Here is a 20,602-nt window from a genome sequence, read left to right as displayed (position 1 = left end):
CAGGCATGGACGCAATTGGGGTTTGACCAAGGCAGCGTTCGCAGTCGACGAAGACAGTGGCAGACTAGAGCGCTATCTGATGGGAGCCCTCATGAAACGTCCTGACTTTGTCACCCTTCGCCTGTTTGTGGCGATTGCCGATGAGCGCAGTCTGACGCGGGCCGCCGAGCGCGAGCATCTGGCGCTGGCGGCGGTCAGCAAACGCATCAGTGATCTGGAAGACCAGACCGGCATTTCGCTGCTCTATCGCCGCCCGCGGGGCATCGAATTGACGCCGGCCGGTCACGCCTTCCTGCACCACGCCCGACTGATTCTGGCAGGACTTTCGCGGCTTGACGCCGACATGAGCGAGTACAGGGTGGGCATCAAGGGACATGTCCGCCTGCATGCCAATACCTCATCGGTTATCGAATTTCTGCCGGATGACCTGGGCGATTTCATGAACCGCTTCCCACAGATTCGCATCGACATGAAGGAGCGTCTGAGTCACGAGATCGTGACCGCCGTACGTGACGGGCTGGCCGATATCGGCCTCTATGCCGGACACGTGCCGGCCGAGGGGCTCGAGGCACGCCTGTGGCGACGTGACCGACTGGTGCTGGTCGTGCCGCAGGCGCATTCGCTGGCCGAAGCGCCTTCTCTGGCGCTTGAACAGGCGCTGGATAACGACTTCATCGGCCTTGAGCAGGACGCCTCGCTGCAGGCGCTGTTGCAGGATGGCGCGCGTCGCTTTGATCGGCCGCTGCGCATGCGCATTCAGGTGCGCAGCTTTGAAGGTATCTGTCGCATGATCGATCGGGGCATGGGGATCGGGGTGTTGCCTCTGCGGGCGGTCAACGCCGAGCGACATGGCCTTCGGCTGGCCACGATCCCCCTGATCGATGGCTGGGCGCTGCGCGACCTGCATCTGGTCGTGCGTGACCAGGAAGCGCTGGCGGTTCCTGCCCGGCAGCTGATGGATCATCTGTTGCGCTGCGGCGAGCGAGATCCCGGCGATTCACCCCCTGCCACCGCCTGAAGGGCTGCGACCAACGTCCTGGCGCTTCGCCGATGGCGAAGTCGTGCTTGTTCAATCATCAATATCCATCGGCAGTGAGGGCTCTATAGAGTCCTCCATGACCCCTTGTCCGTTGCGCATGCGGCGGCCGACCAACCGGGAGAGCATCTCATGAAACCCAGAATGTCCGAACCTGTTCGCAAACGGCGCGTCTGGTTAGGCTTTATTGTCCTGTTTGTTCTCATCAACCCCTGGTATTTCGCCAGTGATGCCGGCTCGACCCGGCTCATGGGCATCCCGCTGTGGGCGCTGATGATTCTTGGCGCCTCATTGGCCCTGTCGATCTTCATTACCTGGACGATCAACACCCAGTGGCGTACCGACAGCGACGAGCTTTATGGCGATGGGAAAGAAATCGGCGGTGACAACAACAAAAGCGACGGCGCCCGCCGTGACAGGGAGGTATAACCATGGAAGTCGAACTGGCGTTCAGTGGCTGGTCGGGCATCTTCGTGCTGGTGCTGTATGGCGTGTTGATGCTGGGGGTAGGGGTCTTTGCCTTCCTGCGTAATCGCGGCATGCGCGAAAGCCTTGATGAGTACTACCTCGGCGGGCGAGGCCTTGGGGTCATGGTGCTCTTTTTCACCTTCTTTGCGACCCAGTACAGCGGTAACACCGTCATCGGTTATCCGCCGACGGCCTACCGCATGGGCTATCAGTATCTGGTGTCGGTGCCGTTTTTCATCATGATCATCATGGTGTATCTCTTCTTCGCCCCGCGTCTGTACGCCCTGGGTCGACGATTTTCGCTGCTGACGCCGGTCGACTGGATCGAGCTGCGCTTTCGCTCCAAAAGCGTGAGCATTCTGGCGGCCATCCTGATGCTCTACGGTCTTGCCAACTATCTGCTTGAGCAGTTCGTGGCGATCGGGCAGGGGGTCTCCGGCCTGACTGGCGGGACAATTCCCTATCAGGTGGGCGTGATCTTCTTCATCGTCATCATGGTGGCCTACAGCTGGCTGGGCGGCATGCGCTCGGTAGCCTACACCGACACCATTCAGGGTCTGGCGCTGCTGTTCGGGGTGTTCACGCTGTTGATCGGTTCGCTGTATTACTTCGGCGGTCTGCCGTCTGCCGCGGAGTACATGCAGGCCAATTCGCCCGAGAAACTCAATCCGCCCGATGGTGCCGGCCTGACCCGCTGGTTCAGTCTGCTGGTGCTGGTAGGGATCGGGGCGGCGATCTATCCGCACGCCGTGCAGCGTATCTTTTCAGCGAAAAGCGAGGCCACGCTCAAGCGTTCCTTCATTCGCATGGCCTACATGCCATTTCTGACCGCCGGTGTTGTGTTCATGGTGGGTATCATCGGCATTGCCGCCTTCCCGGGGCTCTCCACGGCCGATTCCGAGCAACTGGTGGGCATGATGGCCAACGCGCTCGCCAATCAGAACGCCTTTTTCTACTGGGCCATGGTGCTGCTGTTCGGCGGGGTGATCGCGGCGATCGTCTCGACCGCGGATTCGGTACTGCTGACCTTTTCCTCGATCATTTCCAACGACCTGTACGGGCGCTATATCAAGCCTGATGCCAGCGAATATCAGAAGGTGCTGGCCGGCAAGCTGGTTGGGCTGGTGGCCGTGGTCATCCTGATCGTGATTGCCTGGTATCCGCCGGCCACGCTCTATCAAATTTTCGTGCTCAAGTTCGAAGTGCTGATTCAGGTCGCCCCGGCGCTGATTCTGGGACTGTACTGGACGCGCCTGAATGCCCGTGCCGTCTTTATCGGCATGCTGGCCGGTGCCGTGATGGCCGGTGTATTCACCTTCATGGGCTATCGGCCGCTGGGCGTTTACAGCGGGCTGTGGGGGCTTTTGCTCAATACTTCGATCTGTGTGGCCGGTACCTGGCTGGCCGGCGCTGATGCGACCAGCCGCGAACACGCGCGCAAGGTGATCGGCTTCGAGTACTGAGCATGATCCGATTCATTCACAAGGGCATTGGCCCGGGAACTGAATGAGGAGAAAAGAACCATGAAACGCACATTGAGTCGCAAGCTGATCGATGATCATCTGGTCTCGGGCAATCCACAGCCGGGCGAGGAGATTGCCCTGCGCATCGACCAGGCGCTGCTACAGGACGTATTGGGCAGCCTGGTCATGCTGGAACTGGAAGCGATGGGCGTCGAGCGGGTCGTCACCTCGCCCAGCGTGCAGTATGTCGATCATGCTCTGGTACAGGCCGATGGCATCAATGCCGAGGCGCATCTGTTTCTGGAGCGCGCCTGCCAGCGGCTGGGGGTCATCTACAGCGGACCGGGCAATGGCATCAGCCACCCGGTACACATGGAGTACTTCGGCCGGCCCGGCGAGACGCTGGCCGGCTGTGACAGCCACACCACGGCCGCCGGAGCGCTGGGAATGCTGGCGATTGGCGCCGGCGGCATCGAGATTGCCCAGGCCATGGCTGGTGAGCCGCTTTACATCACCATGCCCGAGGTCATGGGTGTCTATCTGGAGGGCACGTTGCCCGACTGGGTCAGCGCCCGTGATGTGGTGCTGGAGCTGCTGCGTCGTCATGGAGTGGCCGGGGCCAAAGACTGCATCCTTGAGTACTATGGCCCGGGACTTGCCGGTCTCTCGGCAATGGATCGACATGTCATGGCCAACATGGGCACCGAGATGGGGGCTACCAGTAGCGTCTTCCCCAGTGATGAGGCGGTGCGCACCTTTTTGAAGGCGCGCGGCCGCGAAGCGGATTTCCGGGCGCTGGCCGCTGATGACGGCTGTCGGTACGACCGCCATGAGCGTATTGATCTCTCAATGCTCGAGCCGCTGATCGCCCGACCTTCAAGTCCGGATAACGTGGTGCCGGTTCGCGAGGCGGCTGGCGAGCCGCTCTATCAGGCCTATATCGGTTCATCGGGCTGTCCGGGCTATCGCGACTTTGCCATCACCGCTGACATTGTGCGCGGTCAGATGGTCGCCCCGGGGGTATCGCTGGACATCAATCCCTCGAGCCGTCAGGTGCTGGCGACCCTGACCCGTGAAGGGTATCTGGGCGATCTGATCCAGGCGGGTGCGCGTCTTCATCAGGCTGGCTGCAATGGCTGTATCGGCATGGGCCAGGCCCCGGCCGCCGGTCGCAACAGCCTGCGTACGGTGCCCCGCAATTTTCCCGGACGCTCCGGCACGCGTGAAGACAGCGTCTTTCTATGCAGCGCCGAAACGGCGGCGGCCTCGGCCTTGACCGGGGTGATCACCGATCCTCGCACGCTGGGGCGTCCGGCGCCGCGTATCGAAGAACCCGGTGAGATGGTGGTCGATCCGCGCATGTTCGTGACGCCCCCCGAGGTCGGCGTGACTCGCCCGGTCATGCTGGCGACCACCCACACGCCAGCTCTGCCAGAGATGGCGGCCCTATCCGCGCGTATTGAAGCGCCGGTGCTGTTGCGGGTTGGCGACAACATCTCCACCGACGACATCATGCCGGCCGGTAACCGCGTGTTGCCGCTGTGGAGTGACGTGCCGGCTTCGGCGGCCTTTACCTTTGAAGCCGTAGACAGTGGCTATGCCGAGCGTGCCGGTGCCGGCTCATCGGGGCATGTCATCGTGGCCGGCCACAATTACGGTCAGGGGTCGAGCCGCGAAAACGCCGCACTGGTACCGCGCTATCTTGGCCTTGAGGTGGTCATCGCCAAAAGCTTTGCGCGGATCCACTGGCAGAATCTGGTGAGTTTTGGCGTGCTGCCGCTGACAGTAAGCGATGACGCCGATCATCAGCGCCTGATGGACAGTCGCGCTGTGACGATCGAGTCACCCGGCGAACAGATCGAACGGGGCACTACCGTTGAAGCGTATTTGAGTGACGGGACGACCGTGACGCTTGAACATCAGCTCAGCGAGCGTCAGCGCGATATCCTGAGGGCAGGCGGGGTCATCAACCATCTGAAGATGAAGCAAGAAGAGACCCGGGTCTGATGTGGAAGGCCTGAGTGGTATGGAGGAAGGGGCGGGTGTTTCACATGAAACACCCGCTTTTTTTGAGGACAGCCCTTGGAGCTGTCTTAGTCCAGCGTTTTCTCAAGCACGACAAAGCGCAGGTCATCGCGCTTTGGCGTCCCAAAGCGCTCATCGCCGTAGGGAAAGGGCAGATACTCACCGGTGCGGTGATAGCCCCGACGCTCATACCAGGCGATCAACTCCAGGCGCACATCGATCACCGTCATGCGCAGTCGTTCAAGGCCCAGTTCCTCACGCGTCATCCGTTCAGCCTCGGCCAGCACCGCCTGACCGATGCCATGGCCCTGAAGCCAGGGGCGCACGGCAAACATGCCGAAATAGCCGGCATCCTCGTCACGGGCCACGTGGGCGCAGGCCACCAGCTCATGGGTGCTGTCCCCCGGGCGCTCGGCGATAATGACATGGCTGTCAGGACGCTCGATGTCGGCACGCAGCACCTCCGGTGCAATACGTTCACCATCGAGCAGGTCCGCCTCGGTGGTCCAGCCGCTACGGCTGGATTCGCCCCGATAGGCGGATGTCACAAGGCTCGTCAGCGCTGCCACATCGCTTGAGGTGGCTCGGCGAAAACGGATGGTGCTGCTCATGACTGACCCAGCAACGCGATATCGGCGACTTCGAGGAAAAGTCCCTGAAGACCGGCCAGCAGAGCCAGACGGTTGCGCCTGAGCGCCTCGTCATCGCTCATCACCATGACCTGATCAAAAAACGCATCGACCGGTGCCTTGATGCTGGCCAGCGCGTCCAGCGCACTGGCGTAGTCGCGTCGGGCGATCAGCGGCGCAGTCTCCTCGCGCTTGACGGAAATGGCATCAAACAGTGCCTTTTCAGCCGGCTCGGCAAGATGGGTGGTATCGACCTCGGCCGGCACGTCGCCGGACTGCTTGGCCAGAATATTGGCCACACGCTTGTTGGCCGCGGCCAGCGCCTGCGCTTCTTCACGATGGGTGAAGGCGTGCACGGCGCGCAGACGACGCTCGAAATCGAACGGGTGGGTGACGGGGCGGGCCCGCACGGCCAGGTAGGTCTCCGCGCTCATGCCGGCTTCCAGTGCCCAGGCACGGAAACGGTCCAGCATGTAGTCCTGTACTTCATCGACCAGTGCCGTCACATCGGTAACGCTTTCGTGCTGGCCGGCGGCAACGGTCAGGAGCTCGCGCAGATCGAGATCCAGCTCGGCCTTGACCATGATGCTGATCACGCCAATGGCGGCGCGACGCAGGGCGAAGGGGTCTCGCGTGCCGGTAGGCCGCTGACCGATGGCAAAGATCCCGGTCAGGGTGTCAAGACGATCGGCAATGGCCAGGGCCTGGCCGGTCGGCCCGGAGGGTACTTCATCGCCGGCAAAGCGGGGCAGATACTGTTGATAGATGGCGCTGGCAACGGCCTCGTCCTCACCGTCAAAGCGCGCGTAGTAGGCGCCCATGATGCCTTGCAGTTCCGGGAACTCGAGCACCATTTCGGTGACCAGATCGCACTTGGCAAGCGTTGCGGCACGACCGGCCTGATCACTGTTGCCGCCCAGCCTTTCAGCGATGGTCCGCGACAGCACTTCAACCCGGGCGCTCTTGTCGGCCAGCGTCCCCAGCTTTTGCTGGAAGACCACGCTTTTAAGCGGTTCGATGCGAGCCGCCAGTGGTCTTTTGCGATCGGTTTCAAAGAAAAACGCGGCATCGGCCAGACGCGGACGAATGACGCGCTCGTTGCCCTCGATGACCTGACGCGGGTCGCGACTTTCAATGTTGCTGACAGTAATGAACGCCGGAATCAGATTGTCCTGCTCATCAAGCAGGTGGAAGTACTTCTGGTTGGCCTTCATTGATGAGATCAGACATTCGGCCGGCACTTCCAGAAAACGCTCGTCAAAGCGTCCGGTCAGCGCCACCGGCCATTCGACCAGGCCCGTGACCTCATCCAGCAGGGTGTCTTCGATCACGGCCGTGGCCCCCAGTGCCCGCGCCTGCTCGCGGACCTGCTCGACGATCATGCTGCGCCGCCTGACCATGTCGACGATCACGTGGCCCGGGGTTTCGAGCTTTTCGACATACTCATCGGCATGAGACAGCTCGATGGGCTGATTGTAATGATAGCGGTGACCGCGGGTGGTACGGCCGGACTCGAGCCCCAGCAGTTCACAGGGGACGACCTCTTCACCGTACAGCATCACCAGCCAGTGTACCGGCCGCGAGAATTCGACCCGCGAGGCGCCCCAGCGCATGCGCTTGGGGACCGGCAGGGCATCGACGGCGCGACGCACAATGTCAGGCAGCAGTGCCGTGGTGGCCTCACCCGGCTGGGTGTAACGATGGCCCAGACGCTCGCCCTTGTCGGTCTCAAGACGCGAAAGCTCGCTGACGTCCAGACCCAGCGAGCCGGCAAAGCCCTGGGCGGCCTTCGTGGGGTTGCCTTCCTTGTCAAAGGCGGCCGCTACAGCCGGACCGAGGCGCTCGATCTGCTGATCGGGCTGATATTCGGCCAGGCGGGTAATGCTGACGGCCAGACGGCGCGGCGTGGCCAGCGGCAGCACTTCGCCGTACTCAACGCCGGCGTCACGCAGACCGTTTTTGACGCCGAGAGCCAGTGCATCGACCAATTCGGCCAATGCGCCGGGGGGCAGCTCTTCACAGCCCAGCTCGATCAGAAGCGTGCGGGTGGAGGCCACAGCGTTGTTGGAGGCCATCGTGTTGTCAAAAGCCATCAGATCGCTTCCTTCTGACCGAGGATTTCAGCACGCATGTCAGGCGAGGCCAGCGGGAAACCGGCCGCCTCGCGAGAAGCGTAATAGGCATGGGCCACGTCACGGGCCAGCGTGCGCACGCGCAGGATATAGCGCTGACGCTCGGTCACCGAGATGGCATGACGGGCATCGAGCAGGTTGAAGGTATGCGAGGCCTTGAGCGTTTTTTCATACGCCGGCAGCGGGAGATTGGCCTCCAGCAGCGCCTTGCAGTCACGTTCAAAGTGATCGAAATCGGCAAACAGCGTCGGCACATCGGCGTGCTCGAAGTTGTAGGTCGACTGCTCACGCTCGTTTTGCAGATAGACGTCGCCGTAGCTGACCGTCGAGCCGTCGGGGGCGCGGGTCCAGACCAGGTCATAGACGCTGTCGACGTCCTGCAGGTACATGGCGATGCGCTCAAGCCCGTAGGTCAGCTCGCCCATGACCGGGTAGCACTCGATGCCACCGGCCTGCTGGAAATAGGTGAACTGGGTCACTTCCATGCCGTTGAGCCAGATTTCCCAGCCCAGTCCCCAGGCGCCCAGCGTGGGCGATTCCCAGTTGTCCTCGACAAAACGAATGTCGTGGATGAGCGGGTCGAGCCCGAGATGAGCCAGCGAGCCCAGATAGAGCTCCTGAAAGTTTTCCGGCGACGGCTTCATCACGACCTGGAACTGGTAGTAATGCTGCAGACGGTTGGGGTTTTCCCCGTAGCGCCCGTCGGTCGGACGGCGCGAAGGCTGTACATAGGCGGAGTTCCAGGACTCCGGGCCGATGGCGCGCAGGAAGGTGGCCGGGTGGAAGGTACCGGCGCCAACCTCCATGTCCAGCGGCTGCATGATGACGCAGCCCTGCTGCGCCCAGTACTGTTGCAGGGCCAGAATCAGGCCCTGAAAGGTTTTCACGTCTGGCGTTGACGCATTCGTGGATGAAACCGTCATCGGGGAACCACCGTTGGCCCATGAATTCAATAGCCCACAAGTATACAATCAGCGCCATGCGGGTTATAGGGCTGCGTCGATTCGACGACGTCCGAGCCATGGCAGATGAGCCGGATAGGGCGTCCACGAGACGCTACGCTTGTCATGTGACAGGCGCATTCGGCGGCACTGCCTTTCGAATTCAATGCAGGAGTACGTCTCATGATCGTCGTTACCGGCGGTGCCGGCTTTATTGGCGCCAATCTGGTCAAGGCACTCAATGCGCGCGGCCGCGAGGATATTGTGGTCGTTGATGACATGACCGACGGCACGAAGTTTCGCAATCTGGCGGACTGTCAGATTCAGGACTACCTCGACAAGGACGACTTCCTTGAGCGGGTCCGACGCGATGCCCGACTGCCGCGGATCGAGGCCATCTTCCATGAGGGCGCCTGCTCGGCCACGACCGAGTGGGATGGCAAGTACATGCTGGAGAACAACTTCGAGTACTCGAAGGTACTGCTCGATTACTGCCAGACTCACCAGATTCCCTTTCTCTACGCCTCTTCTGCCGCGACCTACGGGGGCAGCGACGTCTTTATCGAGACGCGCGAGCACGAAAAGCCGCTCAACGTGTACGGCTATTCCAAGCTGCTCTTTGATCAGTACGTGCGCGCGCGCTGGGATCAGCTGACCACTCAGGTGGTAGGCTTTCGCTATTTCAACGTCTATGGACCGCGCGAGCAGCACAAGGGCTCGATGGCAAGCGTGGCCTTTCATCACTACACCCAGGTCATGAATGGCGAGAACCCGAAACTGTTCGGCGCTTATGACGGTTATGAGGCCGGGATGCAGAGCCGTGACTTCATCCATGTCGATGATGTGGTGGATGTGAACCTGTGGTTTCTCGACAATCCCGACCGCTCCGGCATCTTCAACCTGGGCACCGGGCGCGCCGAGCCCTTCAGGACCATCGCCGAGACGGTGATCGAAATGACCGGACGAGGCGAGATCGAGTTCATCGACTTCCCTGAGCACCTCAAGGGCCGCTACCAGAGCTACACCTGCGCCGACATATCGTCTCTGCGTCAGGCCGGCTACGACCGGGAGTTCCGCGGTCTGGCCAGGGGTGTTGCAGATTACATGGAAGCGCTCGGTGTGACGGGGAAGCGTAGTTCGTGAGTGATTCGTCGCAACGCAGTGCCCGCGGTGAGCGCATCCTGGTCGTCGGCCCCTCGTGGGTCGGCGACATGGTCATGGCCCAGAGTCTTTTTATCACGCTGAAAACACATGACCCTGACTGCGTGATTGATGTCATGGGGCCAAAGTGGTCGGCGCCGATGCTCGAGCGCATGCCGCAGGTGCGTCGGACCATCGTGCTCGAGACCGGTCACGGTGAAACCGGACTGCGGACACGCTGGCGGCTGGGTCGATCACTGAAGGGGGCGTACGATCGAGCGATCGTGCTGCCACGCTCGCTGAAATCCGCGCTGGTGCCGTTTTTTGCCGGCATCCCTCGGCGGGTCGGTTTTACCGGTGAGCAGCGCTATGTCGTGCTCACCGAGCGAAGAGCACTCGACAAGGTCGTGCTGGATCAGACGGTCAAGCGTTTCGTGTCGCTGGGGCTGCCGGTCGAGGGCACCTCCGATGCGATCCCGGAGCCACGTCTGCAGGTGGATGCCGCGCGGCAGCAGACGCTGCGGGAAACGCATGGCCTGCATCAGCCGCTGATCGCGATGATGCCCGGCGCCGAATATGGCCCGGCCAAGCAGTGGCCGCTGACCTATTTTCGCCAAGTGGCCGAGGCGATGACGGTGCGGGGATATCAGGTCATTGTGCTGGGTGGGCCAAAGGATACGGAGGCCGGGGAGGAGATCAGTCAGGGACTCGAGGGCGTTTTCAATCTGTGTGGCCAGACCACGCTGACCGACGCCGTTGACCTGCTGGGTGCCTGTGAACAGGCGGTGAGCAATGACTCCGGGCTGATGCATGTGGCCGCGGCGGTGGGCACGCATGTGCAGGCGATCTATGGCTCCTCCACGCCCAACTATACGCCACCACTGACGCAGGCCCGGGATATTCACTGGCTCAACCTCTCTTGCTCGCCGTGCTTTGAGCGCATCTGTCCTCTGGGCCATACGCGCTGTCTCAATGATCTGGCGCCTGCCCGGGTGATCGAGACCCTGACCGTCGACTGATCAGGGCAAACGTCAGCGGGTCACGGTCAAAAGGCGCAGTCCCAGGCCGATAAAGACCGTGCCCAATAGCTGATCCATCCATTTTGTCAGGCGTTGCCGTCGGCGCAGCCCGTTGGACAGACGCGCGGCACCAAGGATGATGGCCAGTTCAATTGGCACCGCCACGGCCACCGTCAATGTGCCCAGAAGCAGCAGTTGCGCAGCCACCGGGCCGGCCTCGGGCCGTACGAACTGGGGCAGAAAGGCCATGAAGAAAAGCGCTGTCTTGGGATTCAGTAGATCTACCAGCACGCCCTGGCGAAAGGCACCCCATGCATCGGAGGCCCGCCGGGTCGACGCCGCAGGCGGCTGGAACTGCTGCCCGGCGTTGCGGATCGCCTGCACGCCGAGGTAGAACAGATACAGAGCGCCCGCCAGCTTGACGGCGGTAAATGCCGTGGCCGAAGCCATGACGATGGCCGACAGGCCCAGCGCAGCAGCCAGTACATGCACCATGGCCCCACACCACAGTCCGGCGCCGGCGGCCAGCCCTTCACGACGGCCGCCGCTGGCGCTTCGTGCCATGAGGTAGAACATGTCCGGCCCCGGCGTCAGATTGATCATCAGCGCCGCGCCCAGAAAAAGCCCCCAGTAGGTGATGTCCATGGCCGCTTCCTTTCATTTCATCCGCCGCGGCACGGGCCGGTGACGGTCAGCGCGTCAGTCGTGCCGGTCGCTGTCCAGCGCCTGGTCACGGGCGTGACGCTCAAGCGCCAGCTCGATCAGACGCGTGACCAGTGCCGGGTAGGCCATGCCGCTGGACTGCCAGAGCTTGGGATACATGCTGATGCGGGTAAACCCGGGCAGCGTGTTGATCTCATTGATGATCACGCGGTTGTCCGGGGTTAAAAATACATCCACGCGGGCCAGACCCTGACACTCCAGCGTCTCGAAGGCGCGCAGCGCAATGCGGCGAATTTCGTCGCTGGCATTGGCATCGATGTCGGCCGGGACGGCAACGGCGGCGCCGGACTCACTGATGTATTTGGTGTCGTAGGAATAGAAACCGTCATCGCTGAGCACCACTTCTCCGCAGACGCTGGCCTCGGGCGTGTCGTTGCCGAGAATGGCGCACTCGATCTCGCGACCCTTGATGGCGGATTCCACCAGCACCTTGTGATCAAAGGAGAAGGCCAGCGCCAGCGCCTTCTCAAGCTCTACGGCACTGGTGACCCGGCTGACCCCGACGGAGGAGCCCTGGTTGGCCGGCTTGACGAACAGCGGCGTGCCCAGCTGACCACTCAGGGTGTCAAAATCGGTATCGGCCGCGCGGCGGCGGGTCAGGGTGACAAAGGGCGCCACGGCAAGGCCTGCATCGCGCAGCAGTCGCTTGGTCACGTCCTTATCCATGCTGACCGAGGAACCCAGCACGCCGCTGCCGACAAAGGGCAGGTTGGCCATGCGCAAAAGACCCTGCAGCGAGCCATCCTCGCCGAGCGTGCCGTGCACGATGGGGAAGACCACATCAAGCTGCTCGAGCGCCTGCTGCCGGTCGGGCTCGATCAGCTGCGACTGCTCGCGCCCGGGCATGACGGCCAGATCGCGCTGCGAATGATGCAGCGCAATACGGGAAGGGTCGTCGGCATTGTCCAGATAGCGCTCGGCATCGTTGACGTGCCACTGCCCCTTTTTGTCGATGCCGATCAGCGTGACGTCAAAGCGCTCGCGATCAAGGGCATCGACGATGTTGCGGGCGGACTGTAGTGACACTTCATGCTCGGCCGACTTGCCGCCGAAGATGACCCCAACCCTGATTTTTTCCATGACCTCTCCCGATAAGCATACGTCTTCACTGCGTGCATGATGCCACGTTCAGGCGCCGGTGTGCGCGCGTGTCGGCTCAGGCATCACTCGTGCCGAGCAGCTGCGCATAAAGTGCGCGGTACTGGCTGGCCATGGTCTCGGGGGTGAAGGCTTCCAGGCGCTGACAGGCACCGCGGGTCAGGCGTGCGCCACGGGCAGGGTCGTCCTTTATGGCCAGCACCGCATCATGCAGTGCATTGGCATCGTTGGGCGGAATCAGTACGCCGCTTTCATTGTCGATGACGATATCGGGAATGCCGTCGACATCACTTGCAATGATGGGCACCTCGGCATCCATGACATCCAGAAGCGTCGAGCCCAGCCCCTCATTACGCGATGGGAAAACAAACAGATCCATCGCGGCCAGATAATCGCCCACGTTGGACTGAAAACCCTCCCAGATAACGTTATCGAGGCCTTCGCTTTCGCGTTTGAAGCGCGCTTCGTCCTCGCCACTGCCCAGCAGCAGAAACACGATATCGGGATGCGTGTCGGCCAGCCGGCGAGCCGTTTCGATGATCAGGCTCTGGCCCTTGTGACGATCCACCAGTGCGCCGGCATGACCCACCACATAGCGACCTTCGAAGCGGTTTTTCAGCGTCTCGACCACGGTCGCGTTGCGGGTAAAGTGCGACAGGGCACTCGGGATATGCGTGACCGGGCACCAGCGACGTGCCTCGAGATGTGCCTCGATCGGCGAGGAAATGGCCACCGCCGTCGCCGCGCCCTTGTAGGTTCGGCGGTTGAACCACTTGTCCTTGATCGGCTGCGGGACGCGGCGGGTCAGCACATAGGGCGTGCGGCGAAGCTTCGAATGCCACCAGGCCCAGTGCACGGCGCGGGCTTCATGGGCGTGGACCAGATCCACCTCGGGCACATGCTTGTGGCCGACCCACATCTGATCGGCGGCCACCATGCCCAGTCCTTCGATGCCGGACAGCGCCTGACGCAGCGGCGAATCCTGACGACACACCAGCGTCTGGGGAATGTCATGGGCGGCCAGCTGCTCGATCAGAAGCTGGGTCTGGCGTTCGCCGCCGCGAAAATTGCGCGCCAGATTGACGTGACAGATATGCAAGAAATCACTCACCTGTAAAGGAATCGATGCGCCAAGGGTGGCGCATGAAGGGGCAGCAGGGCCAGTGATGATGCAAAAGTTGATGTCGGATCAGTGATGGCGGCTGCCGCAGAAAGTCTTACCAGACCCGGTTGAAGTCCTCACGCTCGCGGACCTGAGGGTCGCGCTGAAACTCCAGAAGCTTGGCGTATTTCAGGTAGGCATTGACGCCGGCCGAGAGCGATACCGACAAACCGTCCAGCCCCGCCAGACAGCCGCGCTGAAAAAGATACTTGCGCATAAAGGCGTTGGCACCGTGGATAAACGGTGAGCAAGCGTTCACTTTCTTGCCCTTGAGATACATGATCTTGGCCGCTCGGGTGGAAAAACGGCCGCCGGCCTTGGTGAAAAGCTCGGCAAGATTGGCAAAGGAGTAGTGTTCCAGATCGGCGTCCAGCTCACAGGGGGAGGTGGCCTGTACGCTTGCGTGCTGGCGCGAGTCGGAAAAGGCCGTGCGATCGCGATCAAACAGTCTCAGGCAGTAATCGGGATACCAGCCGCAGCGCTTCACCCAGCGAGAGCCGATGAAATTGCGCCGCCGCAGGGCGAAGGCGTCATGCGTTGTGGTCGAAAGCGACAGCGCCTGCAGAGCCGCCACGGCCTGATCGGTCAGACGCTCATCGGCGTCCAGCGACAGCACCCAGCGATGGGTCGCGGCCTTCGGCCCCACGTTCTTCTGCGGGCCATCGCCCAGATAGGGCTGTTCGATCACCCGGGCACCAAGGGCCCGGGCAAGTGCGCAGGTGTCGTCCACGGACCCCGAGTCCACCACGATCAGCTCATCGCATACGCGCCCCAGCGAGGCAAGACACGCCTCGATGTTCGCCGCTTCGTTCAGCGTGATCACAACCCCCGTGATGGGCGTGCGTGCGGCGGGGGTCGTCATGGAGTGTCCTCGACATCATCGGGGATGGCCGTGGTATCGCGCTCGGTCGGGTCGGCGCTGTCATCGATGGCCGGCCCACTGTTTTGATCACGCTGGCTGGCGGCTTCGCGCGCCTCCGGCACCGGCGTGGCCGGCTCGCCCATCAGCGCCTGGCGGTCGCTGTCCTGGGGATGAAGCGCGGCCGTTTGATCAGTATCGGAGGCGATATCAATGCCCACGCTTGTCATCAACAGCACCGGCATCAGCAGTACCAGGCTCCAGACCGGGAATGTGATGCGCCGGGCACGAGCCATGATGCGCCAGGAGAGCCACAGCTCGACCAGCGCGATCAGTACCAGGCCGCCACCGGTGATGGCCCACTGAGCCGTGGACAACGCCGGCTTGTGCTCACCCGACAGGTCCACCAGGTGGTCACCGACAGCAGAAAACAGTTGGGTATCCACCCAGATTGCGCCCAGTCCCAGCGTGCCCAGCACGGCGCATGGCCAGATCAGCATGCGCCGCTTCAAAAACAGCGACAGCAGCGCCGGCAACAGCCAGACTGCAAAAGCCAGCGTGCCAAAGCCGCCCAGCCAGGCGCAGACCAGCCATATGATGCCCAGAGCTTCCGGGGGCATCTGGACCATTGGCAGATAGCGCAGCGACAACAGCCAGACAAACATCAGGTTGAACAGGGCAAAAAAGGCCGTGGCGCGCAGTCGAAACCGCAGGGAATCTTCACTTGAACGAGGCATGGTCTAACTCGATTGGTATCCGTGGTTGATGGGGGCCATAAGGGTTTCGGCCTGTCCGGGAGCAAACTTTTCCAGAGAACGCTCAAGACGTGCAAGATTACCCGACTGCCAGCGACCGGGGGCGCGCAGCCGGCAGCGATCCAGATCGATCAGCCAGGGCATGTTCTGGTCGTCGATGAGGATATTGCGAGCGTTGAGATCGACATGGTCAAGACCTTCGTCATGAAAACGGCGGATCATGCGACCACACCTGGTCAAAAGCGCTTCCTGTCGGCTGGCGGCGTCCGGCGCCTGCACCAGTGAGGCCAGCGGCCGTGCGCCATCAATGCATTGAGTGATGAGCGCGGCCTGATAGACGAGACCGGAGCGCCAGACGCAGGCACCGATCGGCCGGGGGACCGGCAGTCCACGGTCAAAAAGGGTGGCCAGCAGTCGGCATTCCTGAAAGGCGCGGTTGCGCTCAGGGCCTGTCCAGACATAATGCTCGGCGCTGACACGTGCCACAAGGCCGCCGCGGCGGTAGTGACGCAGTACCCATGCCTGCTCACCGGCACGCACGAACAGGCTTTCTCCGCGTCCGGGAGCCTGACCGGTGACGGCCCCATGCGAACGCCACCAGCTGCCGGTGAAGTGTTCGGGCACCAGCGCCGACTGGCCGGTTTGTGGGGCCGTTTGGGCATCATATAGAATGTGCGCATTCGCTTTTCGGGAAGTCATCATCCGCATGAAGCATCCTTTGCCCGCGCAACCCGCGCATATCTGTGTATTGCGGTTATCCGCACTTGGCGATGTCTGCAATCTCGTACCGACCGTTCGGGCGTTGCAGCGCCAGTGGCCCACTGCCCGAATCACCTGGATCATCGGTCGGGCGGAGCACAGTTTACTGGCCGGCCTCCCCGGGGTCGAGTTCGTGGTGTATGACAAGTCCACCGGGCTTGCCGGCATGCGCAACATCTGGCGCGAGCTGCGTAATACGCCCTTTGACGTGCTGCTTCACATGCAGCAGTCCATTCGTGCCAGCATCCTCTCGCTGGGGCTCAAGGCGCGTGTGCGCCTGGGCTACGATCGCGCTCGCGCCAAGGACTGGCAGACCTGGTTTACCAACCGCCAGCTCACGCCGCATCCGAAGGCCCACGTACTTGAGTCGTTCATGGACTTTGCCCGCGAGCTGGGCGTTGATGATGACCGGCTTGAGTGGGGCATTCCGCTGCCGGAGGCCGCCCGGGAGGAAGCCCGACAGATTCTGGACGGTCGGCCGGCGCTGGTGATCAGTCCGTGTGCCAGTCCGCGGCTTCGCAATTTCCGCAACTGGTCGGCGGAAGGCTACGCAGCCGTCATTGAACATGCCTGGCGCCGCCACGGTCTGACCACCTTTTTGACCGGTGGCACCAGCACACAGGAACTCGAAATGTGTGAGCGCATTGCCGCCGGCGTCAGCGAGGCCTCGCCGGTCAATCTGCTGGGGCGTACCTCGCTCAAGGGGCTTCTGGCGCTGATCGACGAGGCGCGCATGGTGATCGCCCCCGACTCCGGACCGGTCCACATGGCCAATGCCATGAACACCCCGGTACTGGGGCTTTTCGCTACCACCAATCCCGAGCGCGCCGCCCCCTGGTGCTGGCGCGAACACGTCGTCAACCGCTATCCCGATGCCGTGGCCACCCATCTGCACAAGTCGCCGGACGAGATCGTCTGGGGCACCCGCGTACGCCATGAGGATGCGATGTCACTGATTACCTTTGAGGATGTCATCAATCGGCTCGATGAGCTGCTGGCATTGACCGCCGATCACGACAAGGCTGCCGGGAGCGTGCGCCATGATGTTTGATCCCGCGATACTGGCTGGCGCCCGCGTCACGGTGGTCGGCGATGTCATGCTTGATCGCTACTGGCACGGGCCCACCTCACGCATCTCGCCCGAGGCGCCGGTGCCCGTGGTACGCGTCGATGACAGCGAGGACCGCCCGGGTGGGGCGGCCAACGTGGCACTCAATATCGCCGCACTGAACGCTCAGGTGACGCTTTCCGGACTGATCGGCCGTGATGACAACGCCGCCATTCTGGATGACCTGCTGGCCCGGGCCGGGATCGCCACCCGCTTTCAGCGCAGCGCCGAGATTCCCACCATCACCAAGCTGCGCGTGATGAGTCGCAACCAGCAGCTGATTCGACTGGACTTCGAGTCCTCGCTCGAGGCCGTCAATACCGATGCCATGATGGATCAGGTCAGCGAGGCGCTGGCCGAGACCGATCTGATGATCCTATCCGACTACGGCAAGGGGACGCTGGCACAGGTTCAGGCCCTGATCGAGGCCGGCAGACGGGCCGGCAAGCGGGTATTGATCGACCCCAAGGGCAGCGACTTTCATCGCTACCGCGGGGCGAGCATCATCACCCCCAATTTGAGCGAGTTCGAGACCGTGGTCGGGCGCTGCCATAGTGAAGAGGAGTTGACCTCTCGCGGGGAAGCGCTGCGTGCCGAGCTCGAACTTGAAGCACTTCTGATTACCCGCAGCGAACGCGGCATGACGCTGATCCGCGAGGGCCAGACGCCACTGCACCTGCCGACCCGGGCCCGCGAGGTCTTTGATGTGACCGGGGCCGGTGACACTGTCATCGGCGCGTTGGGGCTGGCGCTGGCGGCCGGTCAGAGCCTGCCGGATGCCATGGCGCTGGCCAACCTGGCCGCCGGGCTGGTGGTCGCCAAACCCGGGACCGCCACGGTGTCGGTAGCTGAAATCGAGGCCGCCCTGAGCGCCGATCATGGTGTGGCCGCCGGCCACGGTGTGATTGATGACGAGACGTTGGTCACCGCCGTACGCGCCGCCCAGGCCAACGGTGAGCGTATCGTCATGACCAACGGGTGCTTTGATCTGCTGCATGCCGGGCACGTCAGCTATCTTGAGCAGGCGCGAGCACAGGGCGACCGGCTGATCGTGGCGGTCAACGATGATGCCTCGGTCACTCGCCTCAAGGGCGAGGGCCGCCCGATCACGCCGCTTGAGCATCGCATGGCGGTGCTGGCCGGCCTGCGTGCGGTGGATTGGGTCGTGGCCTTTGGTGAGGACACGCCGGCCGAGCTGATTGGCAGCGTGCTGCCGGATGTGCTGGTCAAGGGCGGTGACTACCGCATCGAGGAGATTGCTGGCGGTGAGGCTGTCATGGCCAACGGTGGTGAGGTACGGGTGCTGGGCTTTGAGGAAGGACTGTCCACCACCGGTACCATCAGCGCGATCGTCTCGCGCAGCGCGCGTCGCGGCGACGAATAGGAGTAGATCCCTCGTGGGAAGACGTCTCTATTCGGCCCTTTTGTACGCGCTGTCACCGCTGATCTGGCGCCGCCTGCGCCGTGAACATCTGGAGAATCATCCTCGCGGCGAGCGGTTGGGGCGTATTCCGTCCTATCAGGAGGAGCGTGTACTGTGGGTGCATGCCGCCTCCGTGGGGGAGGTGATTACCGCCCGGCCACTGATCCGCTCGCTGATCGATGACTATCCCGAGCACCGGGTGGTCGTGACCACCATGACCGCCACCGGCGCTCGCCAGGTGCAGACGCTGTTTGGCGATCTGGTGACCCATCATTTCGTGGCACTGGATTTTCCCGGTGCCACCCGGCGCTTTGTGCAGCGGCTGGCACCTGAAATCGCCATCATCGTTGAAACCGAAATCTGGCCCAACCTGATCTACGCCTGCGCGATGGCCGGTGTGCCGGTCACCATCGTCAACGCCCGCATTACCGAGCGCGGCTTTGCCCGCTATCAGCGCTTTTCGAAGCTGATGGGTGAGGCGATTCGCCGACTGGCCTGGGTGGGCGCCAAATCTGCCGAGGACGCCAAGCGCTTTCGCACACTCGGGGTCTCGGCGCGACGGCTCAACGTGACCGGCGCGCTCAAGTATGACCTGCACGTCGATGAACACGTTTTTGACCATGGCGATGACCTTCGCAGCCAGATCGGTGATCGTCCGGTCTGGGTGGCGGGGTCAACCCACGAGGGCGAAGAGGAGCAGCTTCTGGCCGCACATGAGCGCCTTCTGGCCCGCTTTCCCGATGCGCTGCTGATTCTGGTGCCACGTCATCCGCAACGTTTTGATGAGGTGGCCGGGCTGTGTTTCGACCGAGGCATGTCGATGGCCCGCCGTAGTGAAGAAGAGGTCATTGAACGTGACACTCAGGTTTATCTCGGCGATACCATGGGTGAGCTGATGACCTTTTATGCGGCTTGTGATATCGCCTTTGTGGGCGGCTCACTGGTCGATATCGGCGGGCATAATCTGCTGGAGCCGGCAGCACTTGGACTGCCGGTGATCAGCGGGCCGTCGCTTTCAAGTCTGGGCGATGTGGCCGATACGCTGGAGGAGGCGCATGCCAGGGTAGAGGTCGAAAGCGCCGGCATGCTGGGCGAGACGCTGGTCTCTCTTATGCTGGACAACGTGCGTCGTGACACGCTGGGCCGCAACGCGCTGGCGGTGGTAGAAGCCAACCGTGGCGCGCTGGGACACACGCGGGACTACCTGGGACGTCTGATTCGCGCTCGCGAGCTGCACGAGCCCTGGCCGCTGGCGGATGACCGGTTGCCGGGAGGCGGGCGCTAGTGGCGTGACGCCTGACGCCAGCCATGCTGCCAGGCATGGTGGTTGAGATATTCGGCCAGCCGCGCACGGGTATCGCTCATGGGGCGCCCCGGGGGAATAATGGTGGTTCGACACATCAGCGTATACTGATGACGCTCAACGTTGAACCAGACGCTCAGCAATGGCCTGATGGTTTCGCATCGGGTCAGCTCGAAATGCAGGGAGTGATCGGCGCCCCTGACACGTACGCCTTCAATACCCAGCGCATCATGGGATTCCAGCAGTGCCCTTCGCAGCTGATGCAGGGTGGCCGGCACGTACGAGCGGGCGGAAAGATCACTGCTCTGTCGCATGTGAAACCCTCTTTCTTGTCATTGAATATTCGAGATGAAACGTTCGGTCGCCTTGGGAGATCGTGCCGTCATGGCGCATTCATGTCATGAGCGATCGATGTGGCGGCCATCAGGCCCCTGATGGATGCAGCGTAGCTGTGGCGCTCGGATAATAGTGATAAACGCAGGTAATATTCTGCAGTTAAAGTGTGAGTGAGTGTTTCAAAACGGCAATGCGCCGTGAGTCATTGGTAATTCACGGCGGA

At 62.3% G+C, this 20,602-nt stretch carries 19 protein-coding genes; 9 read left to right on the top strand and 10 right to left on the bottom strand.

The features are described from left to right. Positions 1 to 91 precede the first annotated feature (91 nt). From B9H00_RS08140 to B9H00_RS08125, 4 genes are all read left to right on the top strand, one after another. Positions 92 to 1,018, top strand: coding sequence for a LysR family transcriptional regulator (locus B9H00_RS08140; protein WP_086901779.1), 927 nt, complete (start codon positions 92 to 94; stop codon positions 1,016 to 1,018). A 150-nt stretch (positions 1,019 to 1,168) separates the two neighbouring features. Then, positions 1,169 to 1,465, top strand: a complete 297-nt coding sequence (locus B9H00_RS08135) for a hypothetical protein (protein WP_174678717.1) — start codon at positions 1,169 to 1,171, stop codon at positions 1,463 to 1,465. Between the two features lie 2 nt (positions 1,466 to 1,467). Beyond that, on the top strand, positions 1,468 to 2,967 hold the full coding sequence (locus B9H00_RS08130) for a sodium:solute symporter family protein (RefSeq protein ID WP_086900233.1): 1,500 nt from the start codon (positions 1,468 to 1,470) through the stop codon (positions 2,965 to 2,967). Between the two features lie 60 nt (positions 2,968 to 3,027). Beyond that, the gene (locus B9H00_RS08125; protein WP_086900232.1) at positions 3,028 to 4,974 is read left to right on the top strand and encodes an aconitate hydratase; all 1,947 of its coding nucleotides are present in this window, start codon (positions 3,028 to 3,030) and stop codon (positions 4,972 to 4,974) included. 86 nt (positions 4,975 to 5,060) lie between these two features. On the opposite strand, the gene B9H00_RS08120 is transcribed toward B9H00_RS08125, so the two are convergent. The 3 genes from B9H00_RS08120 to glyQ are packed head-to-tail and all read right to left on the bottom strand — an operon-like array spanning position 5,061 to position 8,676. Further along, positions 5,061 to 5,603 (bottom strand): GNAT family N-acetyltransferase, encoded by a 543-nt coding sequence (locus B9H00_RS08120; protein WP_086900231.1) that lies wholly within the window; start codon positions 5,601 to 5,603, stop codon positions 5,061 to 5,063. After that, entirely contained in the window at positions 5,600 to 7,714 is a 2,115-nt protein-coding gene (gene glyS / locus B9H00_RS08115) for a glycine--tRNA ligase subunit beta (protein ID WP_236944393.1), read from the bottom strand. Before glyS ends, B9H00_RS08120 begins: the two co-directional genes overlap by 4 nt. Further along, a complete protein-coding gene (gene glyQ, locus B9H00_RS08110) occupies positions 7,714 to 8,676 on the bottom strand; it encodes a glycine--tRNA ligase subunit alpha (protein WP_086900230.1) in 963 nt (320 codons plus the stop codon). Before glyQ ends, glyS begins: the two co-directional genes overlap by 1 nt. Before the next feature lie 201 nt (positions 8,677 to 8,877). Between glyQ and rfaD the strand changes: the two genes are divergently transcribed. Together rfaD and waaF are read left to right on the top strand one after the other, a co-directional pair. Beyond that, positions 8,878 to 9,837 carry an ADP-glyceromanno-heptose 6-epimerase gene (gene rfaD / locus B9H00_RS08105; RefSeq protein WP_086900229.1) on the top strand — a complete coding sequence of 320 codons (960 nt, stop codon included), beginning with the start codon at positions 8,878 to 8,880 and terminating at the stop codon, positions 9,835 to 9,837. Next, on the top strand, positions 9,834 to 10,853 hold the full coding sequence (waaF, locus tag B9H00_RS08100; RefSeq protein ID WP_257789418.1) for a lipopolysaccharide heptosyltransferase II: 1,020 nt from the start codon (positions 9,834 to 9,836) through the stop codon (positions 10,851 to 10,853). The genes rfaD and waaF overlap by 4 nt, the downstream gene beginning before the upstream one ends. Positions 10,854 to 10,865: 12 nt before the next feature. On the opposite strand, the gene B9H00_RS08095 is transcribed toward waaF, so the two are convergent. The 6 genes from B9H00_RS08095 to B9H00_RS08070 all read right to left on the bottom strand — a co-directional run bounded on the left by B9H00_RS08095 (position 10,866) and on the right by B9H00_RS08070 (position 16,152). Further along, positions 10,866 to 11,498 carry a LysE family translocator gene (locus B9H00_RS08095; RefSeq protein WP_086900228.1) on the bottom strand — a complete coding sequence of 211 codons (633 nt, stop codon included), beginning with the start codon at positions 11,496 to 11,498 and terminating at the stop codon, positions 10,866 to 10,868. A 54-nt stretch (positions 11,499 to 11,552) separates the two neighbouring features. Then, a complete protein-coding gene (gene ddlA, locus B9H00_RS08090; protein ID WP_086900227.1) occupies positions 11,553 to 12,656 on the bottom strand; it encodes a D-alanine--D-alanine ligase in 1,104 nt (367 codons plus the stop codon). 76 nt (positions 12,657 to 12,732) lie between these two features. Beyond that, a complete protein-coding gene (locus B9H00_RS08085) occupies positions 12,733 to 13,773 on the bottom strand; it encodes a glycosyltransferase family 4 protein (protein WP_086901776.1) in 1,041 nt (346 codons plus the stop codon). 118 nt (positions 13,774 to 13,891) lie between these two features. Continuing rightward, positions 13,892 to 14,698 (bottom strand): glycosyltransferase family 2 protein, encoded by an 807-nt coding sequence (locus B9H00_RS08080; protein ID WP_086900226.1) that lies wholly within the window; start codon positions 14,696 to 14,698, stop codon positions 13,892 to 13,894. Beyond that, positions 14,695 to 15,432: a DUF3413 domain-containing protein gene (locus B9H00_RS08075; protein WP_086900225.1), complete on the bottom strand. Its 738-nt coding sequence runs from the start codon at positions 15,430 to 15,432 to the stop codon at positions 14,695 to 14,697. Before B9H00_RS08075 ends, B9H00_RS08080 begins: the two co-directional genes overlap by 4 nt. Before the next feature lie 3 nt (positions 15,433 to 15,435). Beyond that, on the bottom strand, positions 15,436 to 16,152 hold the full coding sequence (locus B9H00_RS08070; RefSeq protein WP_322788267.1) for a 3-deoxy-D-manno-octulosonic acid kinase: 717 nt from the start codon (positions 16,150 to 16,152) through the stop codon (positions 15,436 to 15,438). A gap of 4 nt (positions 16,153 to 16,156) precedes the next feature. Between B9H00_RS08070 and B9H00_RS08065 the strand changes: the two genes are divergently transcribed. From B9H00_RS08065 to waaA, 3 genes are read left to right on the top strand one after another with little or no spacing between them, the layout of a single operon-like run. Further along, on the top strand, positions 16,157 to 17,260 hold the full coding sequence (locus B9H00_RS08065) for a glycosyltransferase family 9 protein (RefSeq protein ID WP_086900223.1): 1,104 nt from the start codon (positions 16,157 to 16,159) through the stop codon (positions 17,258 to 17,260). Then, positions 17,250 to 18,701 carry a bifunctional D-glycero-beta-D-manno-heptose-7-phosphate kinase/D-glycero-beta-D-manno-heptose 1-phosphate adenylyltransferase HldE gene (gene hldE / locus B9H00_RS08060; RefSeq protein ID WP_407656576.1) on the top strand — a complete coding sequence of 484 codons (1,452 nt, stop codon included), beginning with the start codon at positions 17,250 to 17,252 and terminating at the stop codon, positions 18,699 to 18,701. The genes B9H00_RS08065 and hldE overlap by 11 nt, the downstream gene beginning before the upstream one ends. Positions 18,702 to 18,714: 13 nt before the next feature. After that, positions 18,715 to 20,025, top strand: a complete 1,311-nt coding sequence (gene waaA / locus B9H00_RS08055) for a lipid IV(A) 3-deoxy-D-manno-octulosonic acid transferase (RefSeq protein WP_086900222.1) — start codon at positions 18,715 to 18,717, stop codon at positions 20,023 to 20,025. On the opposite strand, the gene B9H00_RS08050 is transcribed toward waaA, so the two are convergent. Then, entirely contained in the window at positions 20,022 to 20,357 is a 336-nt protein-coding gene (locus B9H00_RS08050) for a hypothetical protein (protein ID WP_086900221.1), read from the bottom strand. The genes waaA and B9H00_RS08050 overlap by 4 nt on opposite strands. Positions 20,358 to 20,602 lie beyond the last annotated feature (245 nt).

Source organism: Kushneria marisflavi, from assembly GCF_002157205.1.
Taxonomy (GTDB): Bacteria; Pseudomonadota; Gammaproteobacteria; order Pseudomonadales; family Halomonadaceae; genus Kushneria; species Kushneria marisflavi.
This window is presented reverse-complemented; position numbering and strand designations above follow the sequence as displayed.

Coding starts and splice junctions, on each gene's coding strand:
- B9H00_RS08125 (WP_086900232.1), top strand. CDS start 3,028: ATGAAACGCACATTGAGTCGCAAGCTGATCGATGATCATCTGGTCTCG.
- B9H00_RS08095 (WP_086900228.1), bottom strand. CDS start 11,498: ATGGACATCACCTACTGGGGGCTTTTTCTGGGCGCGGCGCTGATGATC.
- glyS (WP_236944393.1), bottom strand. CDS start 7,714: ATGGCTTTTGACAACACGATGGCCTCCAACAACGCTGTGGCCTCCACC.
- B9H00_RS08140 (WP_086901779.1), top strand. CDS start 92: ATGAAACGTCCTGACTTTGTCACCCTTCGCCTGTTTGTGGCGATTGCC.
- B9H00_RS08065 (WP_086900223.1), top strand. CDS start 16,157: ATGAAGCATCCTTTGCCCGCGCAACCCGCGCATATCTGTGTATTGCGG.
- B9H00_RS08130 (WP_086900233.1), top strand. CDS start 1,468: ATGGAAGTCGAACTGGCGTTCAGTGGCTGGTCGGGCATCTTCGTGCTG.
- B9H00_RS08070 (WP_322788267.1), bottom strand. CDS start 16,152: ATGATGACTTCCCGAAAAGCGAATGCGCACATTCTATATGATGCCCAA.
- B9H00_RS08120 (WP_086900231.1), bottom strand. CDS start 5,603: ATGAGCAGCACCATCCGTTTTCGCCGAGCCACCTCAAGCGATGTGGCA.
- B9H00_RS08080 (WP_086900226.1), bottom strand. CDS start 14,698: ATGACGACCCCCGCCGCACGCACGCCCATCACGGGGGTTGTGATCACG.
- ddlA (WP_086900227.1), bottom strand. CDS start 12,656: ATGGAAAAAATCAGGGTTGGGGTCATCTTCGGCGGCAAGTCGGCCGAG.
- B9H00_RS08050 (WP_086900221.1), bottom strand. CDS start 20,357: ATGCGACAGAGCAGTGATCTTTCCGCCCGCTCGTACGTGCCGGCCACC.
- B9H00_RS08075 (WP_086900225.1), bottom strand. CDS start 15,432: ATGCCTCGTTCAAGTGAAGATTCCCTGCGGTTTCGACTGCGCGCCACG.
- hldE (WP_407656576.1), top strand. CDS start 17,250: ATGATGTTTGATCCCGCGATACTGGCTGGCGCCCGCGTCACGGTGGTC.
- B9H00_RS08135 (WP_174678717.1), top strand. CDS start 1,169: ATGAAACCCAGAATGTCCGAACCTGTTCGCAAACGGCGCGTCTGGTTA.
- glyQ (WP_086900230.1), bottom strand. CDS start 8,676: ATGACGGTTTCATCCACGAATGCGTCAACGCCAGACGTGAAAACCTTT.
- rfaD (WP_086900229.1), top strand. CDS start 8,878: ATGATCGTCGTTACCGGCGGTGCCGGCTTTATTGGCGCCAATCTGGTC.